The organism is Nosocomiicoccus ampullae (assembly GCF_019357495.1).
Classification (GTDB): Bacteria; Bacillota; Bacilli; order Staphylococcales; family Salinicoccaceae; genus Nosocomiicoccus; species Nosocomiicoccus ampullae.
This window is the reverse complement of sequence record NZ_CP079110.1, coordinates 1,337,900-1,356,458: the sequence shown is the minus strand read 5'-3', so window position 1 is coordinate 1,356,458 and position 18,559 is coordinate 1,337,900. Positions and strand designations below refer to the sequence as shown.

Annotated in this window: 17 protein-coding genes; 12 read left to right on the top strand and 5 right to left on the bottom strand. The window is 32.0% G+C overall.

What is annotated here, in order from left to right; all coding sequences use genetic code 11:
* Nucleotides 1–3 precede the first annotated feature (3 nt).
* The 9 genes from KPF49_RS07095 to KPF49_RS07055 all read left to right on the top strand — a co-directional run bounded on the left by KPF49_RS07095 (nt 4) and on the right by KPF49_RS07055 (nt 11,603).
* A complete protein-coding gene (locus KPF49_RS07095) occupies nt 4–1,356 on the top strand; it encodes an IS1096 element passenger TnpR family protein (protein WP_183673750.1) in 1,353 nt (450 codons plus the stop codon).
* Between the two features lie 5 nt (nt 1,357–1,361).
* On the top strand, nt 1,362–2,138 hold the full coding sequence (locus tag KPF49_RS07090; protein ID WP_183673752.1) for a hypothetical protein: 777 nt from the start codon (nt 1,362–1,364) through the stop codon (nt 2,136–2,138).
* 25 nt (nt 2,139–2,163) lie between these two features.
* Complete coding sequence (locus KPF49_RS07085) at nt 2,164–3,357, top strand: amidohydrolase (RefSeq protein ID WP_183673754.1); 1,194 nt, start codon at nt 2,164–2,166, stop codon at nt 3,355–3,357.
* A gap of 1 nt (nt 3,358) precedes the next feature.
* Nucleotides 3,359–4,186 carry an NAD(P)H-hydrate dehydratase gene (locus KPF49_RS07080; RefSeq protein WP_183673756.1) on the top strand — a complete coding sequence of 276 codons (828 nt, stop codon included), beginning with the start codon at nt 3,359–3,361 and terminating at the stop codon, nt 4,184–4,186.
* Nucleotides 4,173–5,183, top strand: a complete 1,011-nt coding sequence (locus tag KPF49_RS07075) for an aminomethyl transferase family protein (RefSeq protein WP_183673758.1) — start codon at nt 4,173–4,175, stop codon at nt 5,181–5,183. The genes KPF49_RS07080 and KPF49_RS07075 overlap by 14 nt, the downstream gene beginning before the upstream one ends.
* A 444-nt stretch (nt 5,184–5,627) precedes the next feature.
* Entirely contained in the window at nt 5,628–6,605 is a 978-nt protein-coding gene (locus KPF49_RS07070; RefSeq protein WP_246562728.1) for an LCP family glycopolymer transferase, read from the top strand.
* A 51-nt stretch (nt 6,606–6,656) separates the two neighbouring features.
* Nucleotides 6,657–7,997: an ABC transporter ATP-binding protein gene (locus KPF49_RS07065; RefSeq protein WP_183673763.1), complete on the top strand. Its 1,341-nt coding sequence runs from the start codon at nt 6,657–6,659 to the stop codon at nt 7,995–7,997.
* Between the two features lie 17 nt (nt 7,998–8,014).
* Entirely contained in the window at nt 8,015–9,331 is a 1,317-nt protein-coding gene (locus KPF49_RS07060) for a glycosyltransferase family 2 protein (RefSeq protein ID WP_183673765.1), read from the top strand.
* Nucleotides 9,332–9,338: 7 nt separating this feature from the next.
* Nucleotides 9,339–11,603, top strand: a complete 2,265-nt coding sequence (locus KPF49_RS07055) for a bifunctional glycosyltransferase/CDP-glycerol:glycerophosphate glycerophosphotransferase (RefSeq protein ID WP_183673767.1) — start codon at nt 9,339–9,341, stop codon at nt 11,601–11,603.
* Nucleotides 11,604–11,670: 67 nt separating this feature from the next.
* Here the strand turns inward: KPF49_RS07055 and KPF49_RS07050 are convergent, their stop codons facing one another.
* Entirely contained in the window at nt 11,671–11,808 is a 138-nt protein-coding gene (locus KPF49_RS07050) for an IS3 family transposase (protein ID WP_219490104.1), read from the bottom strand.
* Nucleotides 11,809–11,970: 162 nt separating this feature from the next.
* Between KPF49_RS07050 and KPF49_RS07045 the strand changes: the two genes are divergently transcribed.
* The gene (locus KPF49_RS07045; protein WP_246562726.1) at nt 11,971–12,639 is read left to right on the top strand and encodes an LCP family protein; all 669 of its coding nucleotides are present in this window, start codon (nt 11,971–11,973) and stop codon (nt 12,637–12,639) included.
* 582 nt (nt 12,640–13,221) lie between these two features.
* On the opposite strand, the gene KPF49_RS07040 is transcribed toward KPF49_RS07045, so the two are convergent.
* Together KPF49_RS07040 and KPF49_RS07035 are read right to left on the bottom strand one after the other, a co-directional pair.
* Nucleotides 13,222–14,568, bottom strand: coding sequence for a sensor histidine kinase (locus tag KPF49_RS07040; RefSeq protein WP_219490100.1), 1,347 nt, complete (start codon nt 14,566–14,568; stop codon nt 13,222–13,224).
* Nucleotides 14,558–15,220, bottom strand: coding sequence for a response regulator transcription factor (locus KPF49_RS07035; RefSeq protein ID WP_183673773.1), 663 nt, complete (start codon nt 15,218–15,220; stop codon nt 14,558–14,560). The genes KPF49_RS07040 and KPF49_RS07035 overlap by 11 nt, the downstream gene beginning before the upstream one ends.
* A gap of 79 nt (nt 15,221–15,299) precedes the next feature.
* Between KPF49_RS07035 and KPF49_RS07030 the strand changes: the two genes are divergently transcribed.
* Both KPF49_RS07030 and KPF49_RS07025 read left to right on the top strand, forming a co-directional pair.
* On the top strand, nt 15,300–16,313 hold the full coding sequence (locus KPF49_RS07030; RefSeq protein WP_183673775.1) for an ABC transporter permease: 1,014 nt from the start codon (nt 15,300–15,302) through the stop codon (nt 16,311–16,313).
* A gap of 3 nt (nt 16,314–16,316) precedes the next feature.
* Nucleotides 16,317–17,009 (top strand): ABC transporter ATP-binding protein, encoded by a 693-nt coding sequence (locus KPF49_RS07025; protein WP_183673778.1) that lies wholly within the window; start codon nt 16,317–16,319, stop codon nt 17,007–17,009.
* A 443-nt stretch (nt 17,010–17,452) separates the two neighbouring features.
* On the opposite strand, the gene KPF49_RS07020 is transcribed toward KPF49_RS07025, so the two are convergent.
* Together KPF49_RS07020 and KPF49_RS07015 are read right to left on the bottom strand one after the other, a co-directional pair.
* Nucleotides 17,453–18,121, bottom strand: a complete 669-nt coding sequence (locus KPF49_RS07020; protein WP_183673780.1) for a nuclease-related domain-containing protein — start codon at nt 18,119–18,121, stop codon at nt 17,453–17,455.
* Complete coding sequence (locus tag KPF49_RS07015) at nt 18,094–18,357, bottom strand: hypothetical protein (protein ID WP_183673782.1); 264 nt, start codon at nt 18,355–18,357, stop codon at nt 18,094–18,096. The genes KPF49_RS07020 and KPF49_RS07015 overlap by 28 nt, the downstream gene beginning before the upstream one ends.
* Nucleotides 18,358–18,559: the final 202 nt, after the last annotated feature.

Genomic DNA, 18,559 nt, shown 5'->3' with positions numbered 1-18,559 from the left:
TCTATGGATTTACGTACTTTTTTTGATACATACTATAAAAATGATATTTTATACCGTGCGTTAATTTGGTATGACAGAGATTTTGATACATTAGATGATTTTATAGAATTTAAACTCACTCAGCTAAAAGAGGGTAAAGAAATTAAACAACTCGTTCATACATTTTCTTTGCCTGAGATTAAATGGATCGAGCGTTTAGTTCAAGACGTGCCTGAAGATAATATTTATGTCATTAAAGATAATGACTTACTGACATCTTTAAAAGAATTTCAATATGGAATTGAAACATCTAATGGAACTTTAGTACATGAGGATATTATCAAGCCCATTCATGATGCACTTCTTTCTGAAGGTTTAATGAGTCAAGTAAAAACGATGTTAGAAGATAAAGACATTTCTGCACCAAGAGATATTTATAAGTTAAAACCAATATATACTGGTAGTAAAATATGGCTATACGATAATTTAACAACTCGAGAGTTAAGACGAATTATTAGTAAATTAAATATTACAGACTATGGATCTTATAAAGATAGTTATATTGAAAATGTGATTCATTATTTAACGACTAAAGAGCATCTGACTCACGCGTTAAGTTTATTACCAAATGAGATACTGTCACTTATAAAACATAACGTAGACAATGAAATTTATATTTATGAAAACAAAACGATGTGGTATGAAGCAAAAGCACTCGGTATTTTAGTTCCGGTCCATCGTGATTATTTAGTCATGCATGAGGATATTTTAAAAACGATACAAACGATTAACTTTTCTAATATCACCGCCATTGAAAAGAGTAAATATTATAATGGCTATGAATTATCACTCACAGTTAAAAATATCCCGACGATTCAGCGTAAAGTAGTCATACCGACACGATTAAATTTTTATGAATTGATTCAAATCATTAAATCAAGTTTTATATGGGAAAATAATAAAAATACGATTCAAATCGGTGAGTTTACAATACATGAACATCAAGAAGGTCTTCAATCAGACCTAATACAAGTCGATGGTTTACTAACGAAACATAAACAATTTACATTTAACTATAATAGTTCAGAAAATTATATAGTTGAGGGCATCCTTAATAAAACCGTAACGACAGATTATTTCTCACCGACAGTCGTTAGTTATTCAGGTGAAGCACCTATAGATAATGTTGGAACAGTGGATGATGTATTATCTATGCTAGAAGTGTTACATCATAAAGAACATCCGAACTATTCATCAATCTATACAAAAGCACGTAAACGTAACTATAGAGAACGATATCCACTAACCGCAATTAATACACACTTATCAAAACTTATACATCAAGAACGTCCACTATTTACTAATGTAAAGGATTGAAATACATGGATTTAGCAAACTTTTATAAAATGTACCTCACCGATATTCATCTAGAAAAAGTAGGAGAAAAAGGTACGAATCTATATAAATTAATCGATGAAAAAATCGAAGAAGCTATGAGTTATCAGTACTTATCAATACTTTCAGAGTCACTGACACCAGATGAAATTGAACTAATTACACGGTTTTCAAACTTCCATCATGAGTCAAACGTACAAGTTGTACCATTTGATTTAGACAAATACCCATATCTTACGTTTAACCACCATCTATTGTTTATTGGTGAAGATGAAGGGGTCATTCATGAAGAGGTTATTGACGGTATTTTACGTAGCTTTGGAAGACAAATCGAACTACCAACAGTGAGAGAAGATATCAACCTTAAAAATGTTGACTTAAATCATGCAGAGTATACAACGGCAGTAAACTTATTTGATTACCCAATTATCGAGTATTACAATATGCTCACTCGAGAAGAGCAGTTATATATGATTGCGAGTTATTTAAACTTAGAATTTGACGATACAACAACAAGATCACAATTAATTAATATGATTAGTAAGCACTTAACAAATAGAGACGTTTTAAAACTAATATTAGAAACGATGGAAGACGAAGAACGTCATGCGTTTATTAAGAAAATTGAAGCGGGTGAAATTCTATTTACGATGGATGAATATCCGTGGGAAGAAGTAATGGTATCTGGTCTTGTCATGCCTTACCAACCAGGAATTGCGATTATTAATGCATCCATTTTTGATGTTTTAAAAGAGTGTAACTAATAATGAAATAAAAGTGGGGATTGAAATGAGTGTTAAAGAAAAATTATTTAAAAAGCTCGAAGAAAAAGAAAGTAAAATGATTGAAATTAGACGTCATTTACATGAGTACCCTGAATTATCTTTTAAAGAAGAAAAAACAGCACAATTTATTGAAGATTTTTATAAAGATAAAGATGTAAAAGTTACTACTAACGTTGGAAATGGTTACGGTATTATCACTGAAATTAAAGGTAAAAACGAAGGTAAAACAATTGGACTTCGTGCAGATTTTGATGCGTTACCAGTGACTGAAGAAGCAGATGTACCATTTAAATCTAAAAACGAAGGCGTTATGCATGCGTGTGGTCACGACGCGCATACCGCATATATACTTATACTTGCAGAATCTCTCTATGAGTTAAGAGATGAATGGAACGGTACGATTAAAATTATTCATCAGCACGCGGAAGAAGTGCCACCTGGTGGTGCGAAATCTATCGTAGAATCTGGGATTTTAGATGATCTTGACGAAGTTTACGGGGCGCACGTATTCCCAATGTTTGACACAGGTGTTATACAATTTGCGACAGGCAATGCGATGGCAGGATGCTCAAACTTTGATTTAGTCATTCAAGGAAGCGGTGGTCACGGTGGACTTCCACATAAAACGAGAGACGCACTCGTCGCCGCGAGTTATTTTATTACAAACATTCAAACGATAGTTTCTAGAAACATGAACCCGTTAGATATGACGGTCATTTCAATTACTTCTTTAGAGGACGCAACAGGCGGTTATAACGTCGTTCAAGACAAAGTAACATTACGCGGAACTGTCCGCTATTTACAAGAAGAAAATAAAGAATTTGTCTATGAACGATTTAAAGATATGGTGAAAGGGTTAGAAGTCGCGTTTGATGTGGAGTGTGACTTAAACTACGACTTCCATTTCCCAGTATTATATAACCATCCAGAAGAATCAGAGTACGTCAGAGAGTTACTGAAAAATAGTATCGGAGATTATTTAACAGACGTACAAGTGACAGAACCACTCACAGGATCTGAAGACTTTGCATATTATTTACAAAAAGCACCAGGGACATATATTAACGTCGGTGCAAAACCAGAAGGCGTAGAGGTAGCATACCCAAACCACCATCCAAAATTTGAGATCAATGAACAAGCGTTACTCATATGTGCGAAATCTATCGGAGAAATTACAGTGAAGCGGTTAGAGGTTTAATATGAATAAATTTGAACTAAAAGATGTCGTAGAATTATGGCCAAAAAGAGATCAAAATTCTTACAAAGGAACTTTTGGTAAAGTGGGAATAATTGCGGGTAGTATTCATATGCCTGGTGCTTCAGTCCTTGCTACGAAAGCTGCTGTTAGAAGCGGTGCGGGTCTTACGACAGCTAATATACCGAACGAAAATTTTTCTATTCTCGGAGTGCATGTCCCTGAAGCGATGCTTTATAATCGTGAAGATAATTTAGAAGATTTTTATGAAGGTCTCGACAGCATTTTGATTGGACCAGGACTTGGAGATTTTGAAGAAGATTATTTAAAAACTCTGATTCAAAAATTTAAAGGCATATTAGTTATTGATGCTGATGGTCTGACACATGTGAAGCCACTACTTAAATATATAAGAGAAAGAACAGCACCAACAATTATCACACCGCATTTTGGTGAAATGGCACGTATTTTAGGTGTGAATATTCAAGAAGTTATTAATAACCAAAAAGAAGTTGCCAAAAGATTCGCTGAAGAAAATAATGTCTATGTTGTATTAAAGGGAAGTGAAACAATAGTTTCATCACCAACAAATACAACAGTTTTAAATAGAGGAAACACCGGTCTTTCTAAAGGAGGATCAGGGGATGTATTAGCGGGGATGATTTTAGGTTTTTCAAATCGCTATGAAAATTTAATTGATGCGATTCATAGTGCAGTTTTTATGCACGGGTATACTGCAGAATACGTAAGTAAATTCAAAGCAGTTGAAGCAATGACTGCAATGGATATTGTGAATTATTTAGGAGAGTCGATGTTACATGCTAAAAAATGATGAAAGACGCCGTTTAGAGCATGAAGCAATAAGAAATAATGTCGGTTTTCATGAATATACGCACGATTTAATAGAAGTGAGCGGCGAAGATGCTGCAAAATTTCTAGATTATATTTTTGTAAACGATGTTTACGACTTAAATGTAGATGATAACGTCTATACAACAATGCTTGATGAGAGTGGCGGAATTATAGACGACGTCATCATTATTCGTAAAAATGAAGATACATTCCACGTTTCAACGTTACGTGGAGAAAAAATGATTGAGTGGTTAGAATCTCATAAAAATGATTTTAAAGTAACAATTAAAAATGTGAAACATCAAAATCGTATGATCACAATACAAGGGCCAAAATCACGTGATTTAGTGAATGAGCTGATAAATGAAACTATCGACGATTTAAAAAGATTTCACGTTCGGGAGTATAAAGTTTCAGATGAAACAGTTGAAATCATGCGTGCAGGATTTACTGGGGAACTCGGTTACGAAGTATATGTACGACCTGAATTTAAGGATGAGTTTATTGGTCGCCTTAAAACAGCTGGAGAGAAATACAATCTAACGGAAGTCACAACAAATATATATCACGACAGTATTCCAATGGAAAAAGGATATATTCTTTTAGAAGATATTAAAGGTTTAACACCCCATGAAGCGGGTCTAGGTTGGACCGTCGACTGGAGTAAAGATTTTATCGGTAAAGAAAAAATTCTAAATGACCATAAAAAAGAGACGCGTTCACCAAATGAAGTAAAAGGATTACTTGTTGATCAGTATATTAAAAGTGACACACCAATTACGTTTAATGAAGAGAAAGTGGGAAAAGTCATTCGTGTCATCTACGGTTACACAGTAGAGCAATATATTGGATTTGCACTCGTTGATACATCAAAAGTAAAAGAGAACAGTGTTGTAGAAGTAGGAAACAATAAAGGAAAAATCGTTAAACGTAAATTTTATGATCTAAACGATGAAAGAGTGAAAGCGACTGACTAGAGAGTTAGTCGCTTTTATAAGATTAGTTAAATAAAAATGTGAACTAATTATGATAAAGATAGTAAAAGTTTTTCGAAGAAAAGATATATTCGATTGAAAAATTAGTACATTGTTAACTTATATTTAAAATGATATAATTATTCTTAATGTTTAAAATTGATTTTGGATGTTTTTAATTTAACAAAATACATCACATAATAGCTTTAATCCTTAAAAGATAGTTTAAATATGAGTATTAGATAACAATGATAAATATAATTTAATAAAGCTTTAACTTCTAATATTATTCATACATTTTATAAAATAATAATCTGTTACAAGTCCGATTTAATATAGATATTTACTTGCTTGTAGAATCGAGCTTAAAAGCTGCTGAATGTTATTTTCTTATGATAAAAATATTGAAAAACATTTTAATTCATCTAAAGTGAGAAAGGAATTCTTATGGTAAATCATCCACAGAAATTAAGAAAACAAAGAGCTCATAAAAAAGGGATGCCTATATGGCTTAAAATACTATTTATGAGTTTTCTTTTAGTTATTATTGCAGGAGTCACTTTTGCAGGTTTTACTTTTTATAAATTAAATCAACTAGGTGCAACGATTAATGATGGTGCGGAAGAAAGGCAACCATCTAAACTAAGAAGAGAAGATGTAAATGTTGATGACAAAGATCCTATATCTATTGCGCTATTTGGGATTGATTCTGATGAAACTCGTGAAGGGCTAGGTGAACGTTCTGACTCGATTATGATCCTCTCAGTAAACCCAAACACTAATAAAACAGTGATGGTTAGTATTCCGCGTGATACACGTGCGGAGATTGTAGGTAATGATAGTGTAGAAAAAATTAACCACGCATATGCTTATGGAGGTCCACAGATGGCAAAAGACTCAATTGAGAATCTAATGAATGTGCCAATCGACCATTATGTGAGTATTAATATGGATGGGTTAAAAGATTTAATAGATATTGTTGGTGGGGTTACAGTAGTAAGTAACTCAACGTTTGAGGTCAAAGGTAATTCTTATGTTGAAGGATTACCGTATGATATGTATGGTGAAGAAGCACTTGCATTTATAAGAAGTCGTTATGAAAATGGTTCTGGTGGTGATTTTGGCAGACAAGAGCGCCAACAATTAGTTATAGAAGCTTTAGGAGATAAGTTATTATCTGCGAGTTCAATTACGAGAATTAACTCAATTTTAGATACATTAGGCCATAATGTAAAAACAGACTTAACAATGTCTAATATTCAGGATATTGGAACAAAATATAATGGTGCACGTCGTAATGTTGAAGGTCTTCAATTAGAGGGTGCAGGCGAAACTCTAGATGATGGATTATGGTATTTCTTACCGGATGAAAATAATCTAGAAGAAATCTCTAATGAATATATTGAGAATCTAGAGTTAGAATAATTTACTCTCTAGTATATCTTGTATATATAGAAATGGAGAATGTTTCATAAAATGGATGATAATATATTAGAAGTAAGAGATATTATTAAAGAGTATGAATTATACACAAATAATAAACATAAATTAAAATCTTTACTGGGAGCAAAAGTTAATACTAAAAAATTTTTAGCATTAAATGGTATTAATTTTGATTTAAAAAAGGGCGAAAGTATAGGCATCGTTGGTATTAACGGCTCGGGTAAGTCAACATTATCGAATATAATAGCAGGACTTGGAAATCAAACTAGAGGAACTATAAAAATTAACGGTTCCTCCTCTATATTAAGTATATCTGCGGGTTTAAATGGTGAATTAACAGGCAGAGAAAATATTGAATTAAAATGTTTAATGCTGGGGTTAACAAAAAAGAAAATAAAAGAACTAGAGCCTAAGATTATTGAATTTTCAGAGTTGAATGATTTTATCGACCAACCGGTTAAGCTATATTCTAGTGGAATGAAAGCAAAGTTAGGATTTTCAATATCGATCTCTCTAGAACCAGATCTTTACATAATTGATGAGGCACTGTCAGTTGGTGACAGTGCTTTTACAAGTAAGGCTTTAAACAGGTTAGAGCAATATAAGCATAAAGGTAAATCCATGATTTTTGTAAGCCATTCATTATCACAAATTGAAAAGTTTTGTGATAAAATCCTGTGGCTAGAAGTTGGAAGAATTAAATCTATTGGGAAAACAAAAGAAGTTATACATTATTACAAACAATTTTCTGAATTTTGGAAGAAACTTAATGCCTATGAAAAAAAAGAGTATCTAGAAATGGTCACCAATGCGACAGTTTATAAAAGATTAGACAATCCAAATATTAGATTATATTATCCACTTCAAGAAAACTATGATTGGTTGAAAAAAAAACATGAAGTGCGTTTTGAATTAACTAGCTACTTATGCCATTTCAAAAGCGGTGATACTAAAATTTATAAAAATATTAGTGAACCAAATTCATTTGAGCTATCAAAAACATATTTAAAAAAAGTGTATTACGTAAAAAAACAAGCAATAATAAATAATGAAGTATATTTTCAATTAAGTAAAATGGAAAGTTTTAAGTATGAAGTAGTTGGATGGGTTAAGAAAAAAGATTTAACTTATTTAGAATATAAAGATATTAGTTATGATCAATTTAAGGTTTCTTTAACTGGAGAAAGCTATGCACTATCAGCACCTTGGGGTGGAGGTAGTGAAATTGTACATAAAGATTTGTCAAAATTTAAAAACAATCCTTTTTATGTTACAAGAACTGTGATGATTGGTAAGAATGTTTGGTTTTATGGAATTTTATCTGACACTAGGGTTTGGGTTAATTCACGATATACATTTAATCATAAACTTTAAAAACAGGAAGGAATAATATGATTTCTATAATTGTACCGACATTTAATGGAGAAAAGACTATTAGGAAAACTATAACAAATATAATTGAGAGTGCAACCCACTTGAATTACGAGTTAATTGTAGTAAATGATGGTAGTACTGATAGCAGTCTACAGATTTTAAATGAGTTAAAAACAAATGGCAACATTAAGGTTATTAACCAAGATAATAGAGGGGTCAGTTCAGCACGAAATACAGGAATTCAAAATATATCTAAAAAATCAAAATACATAACCTTTATTGATGATTCTGATTTGATCTCTAAAAATTTTCTTAGCGATGGTATTCAATTTTTAAGAGATTATAAAGATGTGGATTTAGCAATTTGCAGGATAGAAAAACTTACTAATAATGTATTAGAAGATCATAATTTAAATTTTAGATTTAATAATATGTCGCATAAAGTTAACATAATTAACGCTCCAGAAATGATTCATTATCATATGGGAGGAGTAGTTTTTAGAAGTGCTCTTTTTTTAGAGGAAAAATTTCGTTTCGATGAAGAGATATCTTTTTGGGAAGATGCGAAATTAATTAACTCTATTCTTTTAGAGAAAAAAAAGTATGGGTTACTTAAAGAATCTGTTTATTACTACAATCGTGATCCCCATAATTCGTTAACTATACAAAGTTGGAATGATGAAAAGAGATATAAATATCATATAGAAAAAAATTATCGAGAATTAGTAATAAAGTCCATTGATTTATATGGAAAAGTTATTGATTATATACAATTCTTAATTGCTAGTCATTACCTTCAGTTCATTATTAAATCAAATAGTGATTTAATTAATAAAGATTATATAAAACAAGATTCTGATTTTTTATATGCTTCAAAACAAATCTTTAATTATATAGATACTGATGTTATAGAAAATTTAAGAACTTCGTATTTTTATAAGTCCATACTATTTAAATTAAAAGAACTGGAATATAATACTGAATTAAATAAGTCAGAGATTAAAGTTTATGGACAGAAATATGATTTTTTGAGACAAAAATTATATTTTTCTTTTTCAAAAGAAATTGAAAAAATAGACTCAGATTATCAGGTGTATAAGAGAACAAAATTTTTAACTAATCAAGTTGCTAATCTAATAAATGAGGAGTATTATATTGAACCATTATTTAATAAAAAAAATACTATAAATAAAGTTTTCATGGTTCATTTAAATATATTTGAATCATTATTTGATCAAAAATTCATTATAATAAACTCTAGTAAAAATATAAATATAGAAATAACAAGTAAATCTTTAGTAAAAAGAACGTTAAAGAGAATTTTGAAAAGGTGATACTAAAATGGATGTTACGGTTATAATTCCCCTGTATAATGCAGAGAAATATATATATGAAACACTTGACTCTGTTGTGAATCAATCATTTAAGGGTAGTATAGAAGTTATAATTATTAATGATGGGTCTACGGATAACTCTGTTGAATATGTTAAGAAATATATTCTAAATAATTCTATGAAAAATATAAATTTCAGGTTGTTAGATGATGGGAAAAATCTAGGTCCTGGAACACGTAGAAATCAAGGTATTAACTTAGCGACTGGTAAAGCAATACAATTTTTAGATTCTGATGATTTTCTAATGGCTAATACACTAGAGTTAGCTTATAATGAGTTGTTTCAGTATGAAGTAAATAGTTTTGTTCACTATGATTGGGCTTTTTATGAAGATGATAGTAAAAAAACTGTGTATTCATCACCAGAACCTTATGATAAATTTTCAGTGTTACGAGAAAAAGGATGCGAATTATTACTTAGATCCGGTTCATATTTTACAGTACATAGTCTTTACAAAACGAGTTTTTTAAAGAATAATCAAATATATTATGGAGAAGGTTACATTTACGAAGATTTTGAGTTTTTCGTAAAGAGATCTTTAAGAGCCCAACGAGTCCCTAGAATATCGAATATACTTTATAAAGTAAGAGTACATGGTAATTCAATTACAAAAACGAATTCAGACACTATGGAACACTATGTGTCCTTCAAAAAAGCAATTTCTGCATCTTACGATTTATTTAGTGATGGATATAGAAATGTGGAGACCCCTTATCATTTCACAAGATATGTTATAGGGAGGTCCCTAATATATGCAGAAAAAAGAATTCCAAACAAAAGAAATATTAGAAAGAAGTTTTTGAAGGAAGTATTAGAAATAGTTTATAATTACAATAAAAAAATGTATATACCGTATGGGCTAAGCGCATATAATAATCTTATCTTTAATAGTAATCTTATTCCTAATGGAGATGTTAAGAGGCTTTTAAAAATACATAAAATGTATAAGAAGGGTAAAATCAATTACTTTAATAGCCGGTCGAAAAAACATCAAAACAAGATTAAAAATAGAGAATATAAAATTAAAACTTTAAAGAATAAATTGGATAACAATTACTACACCCAACCACTTATCTATAATACACGTAGAGCAGTACATAAATATAGAAGAAATAAAAAGATACGTTATATACGTAATATAGAAAATCAAAATATAAAGAATATTATTCTAATGATAGGATTTGATTATAGATATACTGGGAACTCTAGATACTTATTTGAGTTTCTAAAAGATAAGTATTCTGGAGAAAGTCTGAAATTTGTTACTGATGATATGAGAGTTCCTAGTGAACATAGAATTACTCCGAGAAGTCAAGAATTTTGGGAAATATTGGGAACCTGTAAAATTTTAATAGCTGAATCTTGGATACCTAAGGCTTTTAAAAAAAGAGAAGGACAGACTTGGATTCAATTATGGCATGGTACACCATTTAAAAAATTGCTTTTTGATTCTCATGAATCGAACCTTATCAGTTTAAATCCTTATCATAAAGTTAGAATGAAATATGATATTGAGAGATGGGATTTATTACTGGCTGATACGGAAGTTGCTAATAATAAGTTTTCATCTGCTTTTGATATTAGTAAACAAAAAATAAAGAAACTAGGATATCCTAGAAATGAGTATTTAATTCAAAACTGTAGAAATGATTTACTAAAAAGAGAAATAAAATTAAAATATAATATTCCTATTGATAAAAAAATTATATTATACGCCCCAACTTGGAGAGATTATAATTATAAAAAGAACATAAATGATATTGATTTGACATACTTACTGAATGGTCCAAAGGTGTTAAATAGATTAGGATCGGAATATATTATAATTAATAAATCACATAATCTCGAAATGTCTAAAAATTTATCGCGTGATCATAGACTCATAGAGGCAAAAGATTTCATGGAAACCCAAGAATTACTGCTTATTTCAGATATTGTAATAACGGATTATTCATCAATAATATTCGATGCTATTCATATAAATAAACCTTTTTATTTATTTATCAATGACTATCACAAATACACAGTAACTAGAGGTGTTTATAAAGATATGATTAATGACTTCTCTCCAATAGTGTGTAAAAATGAAGAGGATTTAGTAAGGCTTATACAAAATGAGCTTCTTATAGACTTACCGTCTAAGTACTATAATTTAAATTTAAATCAATCTTCTGAAAAAATAGCTATTATGATAGAGAATTTATTAAAATAATGCTCTATTGTATATTTCATTTTTGTTCTGAACCCTTAAACCTGGACATTAATTGTCCGAGAATTTCTTATATGGCTTGTTCCTTGAATTGAACAGGAGACAGGCCATTTAACTTTTCTTTAATTCTTCTCTTGTTGTACCAATCAACATATTCTTCTAATCTTCGTATTAATTTTTTAATACTTTTATATGTAAGTAACATCATAATAAATTTCTTGTTTAACTAATCTAAAGAAAATTCTCCATCGGTGAAATATCTACGCAATTCTCACGTCTTGACATACTCTGCTTAATCTTATTTTCTATAGTAATTGTGTTCAGCTGACGTGTTGATAAGAAAAATCCAATCTCAATCGCATTATTTGGTGTGAACTCTGACGAATCACGTGATGACTTAGGTGAGCGTTCGGACTCAATTATGATTTTATCAGTAAACCCAAACACTAATAAAACAGTGATGGTTAGTATCCCACGTGATACAAGTACAGAGATTGTAGGTAATGATTCAGTAGAAAAAATTAACCACGCATATGCTTACGGCGGTTCACAAATGGCAAAAGACTCAATTGAGAATCTAATGAATGTGCCAATCGACCATTATGTGAGTATTAATATGGATGGTTTAAAAGATTTAATAGATATTGTTGGTGGGGTTACAGTAGTAAGTAACTCAACGTTTGAGGTCAAAGGTAATTCTTATGTTGAAGGATTACCGTATGATATGTATGGTGAAGAGGCACTTGCATTTACAAGAAGTCGTTATCAGGACGGGTCTGGTGGTGACTTTGGTCGACAAGAGCGTCAACAATTAGTTGTAGAAGCTTTAGGAGATAAGTTATTATCTGCAGGATCAATTACGAGAATTAATTCAATTTTAGACACACTAGGGAATAACGTGAGAACAGACTTAAAAATGGCGGATATCCAAGATATTGGTACAAAGTATAATGGTGCACGCCGTAATGTTGAACGTATTCAATTAGAGGGTACTGGAGAAACTATGGAAGACGGATTATGGTATTCGAAGAAAGTCTAAAAGAAGCAGAGAGAAAGTATAAAGAGAATTTAGAGATAGAGTAGAAATGACTCGTATAGTAGGTATTTTAATACTTACTGTACGAGTTATTTAAATTATAATTTATTAAGTTAAATATTATTAATAACGTAAAAAGACATGTCATTTTGACATGTCTTTTGCCTCTATCCGCGTGGTTAGACGCAGCAAGGTAGGACTTTCCTTATTCCTTATGACTAATAATAATAGAAATCGGCATTAATCGCAAATGATAGTAAAAAAGGGACTATGACTTATGATAGAGTGTCCTTTATCACAAGAGATAGTGTAATAAGATACTATGATTTAAGATAACGGGCGGTTTATCGCAAAAGATAGTAGAAATTTACACTATGATTTATGATAAAGCGTCGTTTATCGCAAGAGATAGTGTAATAGGATACTATGACTTACTATAAAGTTCCCTTTATCATAAGTAATAGTAGAAAAATACACAATCACTGCCGATAAACTGCATCGTATCGCCGAAACGGCCACCTCACCATGTTTTTAAAAGCACCAACCTTCTATAATGTACGAATTTACTGCGTAAATTCGGTCTATTTAAACTATCACCACTATTTTCGTGCCTTCACCTTCACGAGATTCTACTTCTATCTCACCGCCATGTAGGTCGATAATTTCTTTTACGATTGCCATGCCAAGTCCGTTTGACGGGACGTTGTCTTCTGCGCGGTGGTCTTTGTAAAATCTTTCAAATAAGTGTTTTTTAGTTTCCTCACTCATACCGATTCCGTTGTCTTCAATGCTAATTTTTGTGTTATGTTCTTCTTTATTAACAGAAATTGTGATTTCTCCAAAGTTTTCTGTGTACTTAATCGCATTTGTTAATAGATTAGTAAACGCTTGGAAGAGTAGATGACTGTTTCCATATATTTCGATATCTTCGACATGTGTCATTAAAAATATTTCTTTTTGATCTAACATGTACATATGACTTTGAACGAGTTCGTTTATAAAAGGTTTTGCTTTAAAGTATTCTGTTTCAAGTTGAGATTCTGATTGTTCTATAGAAGCGAGTAGTAATAATTGTTTTGTAAGGCCACTCAGTCTCTTTGCTTGGTGTTCCATAGTTTTAATGGTTGCTTCATCATTAGATTGTTTTAATGCTTCAAGTTGCATAAGAAGGTTCGCAATTGGTGACTGGATTTCGTGTGATACGTTCGCGACGAAGCGTTCGTTCGTTTCTTGTTGTTCTTTAATTGCTTGACTCATTCTCGCCATTTCACGCTGCAGTGTTCCAATTTCGTCTCGTCGATTGACGATATTTTTTGAATCGTATTTCCCGAATCGTATTTTTTGTGCGAAATTTTTAAGTTGAACGACTGGTGCGACGATTAAATTTGATGATAGCGCGACAAATATAATTGAAAATACAATTAATAAAATGAGTAGTATTGCTAAAAATATACGGAATTCTCCCATACTATCTCCAACACTTGGGCGCATAAATACTGAGTATGTTTCGTTATTAATGGTTATATTCGTACCAACAGTGTTTTTAGTTTCGTTATCAAAAAATCCTGTAATGAGAATATTGAACGGGCGATTTTTTATGCCGTGATAGATTTCTTCTTTCTCTAACGGTTCTTCTGGCAAGTTGTCTAGTCTAAAAGGGTAACCGTAAAATTCTTTTTTACCGTCTTTAATTACTACAAGTTGAAAGTCTAAACTTGCGATCTGGTTAAAAATTTCTTCTGGTGATCTCTTATCATCATTTTCTATAAACTCTTTTTGTGTAAGTAATGTTTCTGTGATGCGCGCGTCGTTTTTATCTTTTTCATAAAAATGATAGTAAACGTTTGAGAGTATAAATGCGAGCGTACTACTAATCGCCATGACTATAAGTGTGTTTACAATAAAGCGCGTGGATAGTCGTTTAAAGTTCATGAATTTGGTACCCTATTCCGCGGACAGTTTTAATTTCAATACCGCTATTTACAATACTTAGTCGTTTACGGATTCGCTTTACGTGGACGTCAACTGTACGTTCATCTCCTTCAAAATCAAATCCCCAAACTTCTTCAATTAACATATCTCTACTACAGACGTTTGGATAATTGATGAATAACTGTTCGAGTAACTCAAATTCTTTTCTCGGGAAATATAATGTTTCTGATTCTACATCCACTAAATAGGCATTACTATCTATCTTTACGTTTCCAATAGTCATATCGGTGCTTGTTCCGTAGCGTGATAGTACCGCTTCAATTCTAAATTTTAATTCTTCAGGTTCAAATGGCTTTGTCATATAGTCATCAGTACCTGCTTGATAGGCTTCACGTTTATCGTATAACTCACTACGTGCAGTGAGCATGATGACAGGTATGTCGTAATCTTCTTTTATATTTTTACATAGTTCAAACCCGTCCATATAAGGCATCATGACGTCAACGACCACGAGGTGAATGTTTTTATCTTGTAAGATGTCAAATGCTTGCATGGCGTCTTCAGCAAGAAATGGGGTGTAGGTTGGTTTAAGTTTTGACGCAACCATATCACGAAGAGATTTTTCGTCGTCTACGATTAAAATGTTAACCATAATTTCCTCCTAAAATAATTTGTTCATATTGAGTTCACATTGAGGCTGTAATATACAGTGTGAAGGAAGGGATTTATCAATGAAAATAGCATTTAAAGAACTCAAATACTATAAATTTAAATACTTAATGATCGGAGTGATTTTGTTTTTACTCGCATTCTTAGTGATGTTTGTTTCAAGTTTAGCACAAGGACTTGGAAAAGATAATATTTCAATGATTGAGTCATTATCTGGAGAAGATATCGTCATTGAGAAGGATGCGAATGATGAAATTCAACAATCGAAATTAAGTGATGATGTCATCCAACAAGCAAAAGATAAAGACTTTAAAGTATTATCAATGACACCGCTACGTTTTGATAACAACGATAGTGTTCAGTTAATTTATACAGATGCTGTCGATTATAAATTAACAAGTGGAAGTAAACCTAAAAGTGGTAACGAAATCGTCGTCGATTCTACAATGAGTGAAAATTACGACGTCGGTGACGTTGTTAAAGTGAAAGATTCAGATACTGAATATAAAATTACTGGATTTGCGAAACGTCAAATGTACGCACATACACCAATCGCATTTACGACAAAAGATGGTTTTGAAGAAATTAAACCTGCGGACGTAAATATTATGGTTGGTAGTGAAAATTTAAGTAATTTAGATGAAGCAAAAACAATTAAGAAAAAAGAATTAATGAACGGAATACCAAGCTATCAAGCAGAGCAGTTACCGTTAAATTTAATGGTCGTTTTCTTATTCGTCATTTCAGCCATTGTGATTAGTGCATTCTTTTACGTCATTACAATTCAAAAGACGAAAGAATACGGAATATTAAAAGCGATTGGTACTAAAAGTTCACGTATGATTTCAATGATAATGACAGAAGTTCTAACGATTGTAATTGTCAGTACGTTAATTGCGATAGGTTTAACATATCTACTTGGAGAATTATTACCGGTAACTATGCCATTTTTTGTGAATAATAAATTAGTATTACTATTATTTGGATCATTCATACTCGTTTCATTATTAGGTGCACTATTATCGATTATTAAAGTGGTAAAAATTGATCCATTAAGCGCGATTGGAGGAGAATAATATATGTTAGATATAAAAGATGTAACAAAAGCATTTGGTAGTGGAGATACGAAAACAGAAGTTTTAAAAGATATTAACTTAAAAGTCGATGAAGGAGAACTCGTTGTATTATATGGTCCGTCAGGTTCAGGTAAAAGCACTTTACTTTCAATTATTGGTGCACTTTTATCACCAACTTCTGGAAAAATTATGATGGATGATAATGATTGGACATCGTATAAAGACAGTGAAATGACGGCGCTACGTTTAGATGAGATTGGGTTTATATTTCAAGAATCACACTTATTACCGTATTTAAAAATTCGAGAGCAACTTGAATTTGTCGGTAGAGAAGCTGGGATGGATAAAAAAGATGCACGAAAACGTGCAAAAGAAATTTTAGACTTATTTGGTTTAAGCCACAGATTAGAACATTATCCAAAAGCACTATCTGGAGGAGAACAACAACGCGTAGCGATTGCACGTGCGTTTATGAATAATCCGTCATTAATATTAGCAGATGAACCAACCGCTTCACTCGACTTTGAGCGTGCAGTACAAGTCGTCGAAGTCATTCAAAAACGCGTCAAAGAAAATAACGCATCATGCATACTCATCACGCACGACCAAAGAATATTTAAATACGCAGATCGCTTATATGTACTTAAAGGCGGAGAATTAGAAGAAGAAAAAATTAAAGATAAAGAAAGTGCATAATCAATAGACCCCCCTTGGACTGATAGAAGAGTTCAGGGGATTTTTTAGAGAGAACAGTAAGGATTATCGTCTGCGAGTAGTGGAGTAGGGTGAAGAATCATGGATTGTTGGTGAAATTAGTGAATATTGTCAACAAGACTGTGGAGTCATAGACAGTTCGCCGTATCGTTTACGAAAAAGAAAACTATTTTACGCAGAAAGGAGTATCGTTAATGAGATTTCTTCGTATGCACGATTTCGAGTATATCGTCAACGAAAATTGAATTTCGTCAATCTCGTATACGATACTCCGTTTATTGTATACGACATAAAATCATGTATACGATACTCTCATCTGCGTCAATTCAAATTAAATTCCGTATACGATACTAAAAAATACCGATAACATTAATCAAATTGATGATTTCTTTGCACCAAATTACAAACAAAGTGGTATCAGTCTTTTATCTTTTAGGGAAGGTATAGTATGTCCCACGTGCCTGGCTATGACGCTCACACGCTTCGGATAATGCTTTTCTTAAATTGTATTTTGATAAAAGGCCACCTGAAAAGTCATAGAGTGCAGGTATCGTCAATTTTTCTCGAGGAAATAGCGTATTAAAGTCCTGTGCAGATTGCAGCACAGCATCTTTTATAGAAGTTTTATTTCCGCAAGTTGGGCATATGAGAGTCACGCGATTATAATTCTCCAACACCGTACCGTCCTTATAACAAAATAGTCCCTTTTTTAAATCTTCATACTGATAAAGTACTTTCGCTGGCCGAGTGTCTTTAATATTTAGCTTAAGTAACGTATCTCTTAGTTCTAATGTCGCACTATTTGCTGGTCGCTGATGTCTCGTTAACTGATTTAATGCTCTTCGAAGCTGCGGTCGGGTGATGATCGACTGGTGGTCTGGTGCCTGATATAAGTGAAATTCTTCATTTATAAATACAACAAACTTACGAACCGAACGTCTGATACCTAGCCGATAAAGGAACGCACTAAATTTCTCCGCTGCGTCATCCAGTTGACGAATGGGCGACGATATTTTCTGCATCGTATAATACGTGTAAAACTCGTCATTTTTATAAATAAAATCCCCTATGTAATTTTTAACTTCAAAAAGCACACACTCATTATTAAAGAGTAAAAGCGCATCAATTTGCGCCGCGTCGATCCATCTATTTCAAACGTAAAATCATAGACGTGCGCGTACTCATTATAGTCAGCTAATTTCTTTGAAAACTCATTCTCCCCATGAAATCCACGCTCTAAGCGACTTAAATAATTCTCAAAATCATCATTTAACGGTAAGCGCCACTTCAGCGCCCGCAACTCCTCATGCGCAAAACTTCTTTCTAGCATACATAACCTCCAGTAGTTTTACGCTTATATTAACTGATAGACTACCTCGTGAAAACTTCAGCCCGCAAGCGATATTTAAAGAACAGAAGTCACTTTTTGAAATATAGTAAATCAATCGACAGATTATTTGAGAGTTACTTCTCAACCCCCTCAAAAATTAAAATCTAAACGCAAAATAAAAAAGATACGTATTCAATACGTA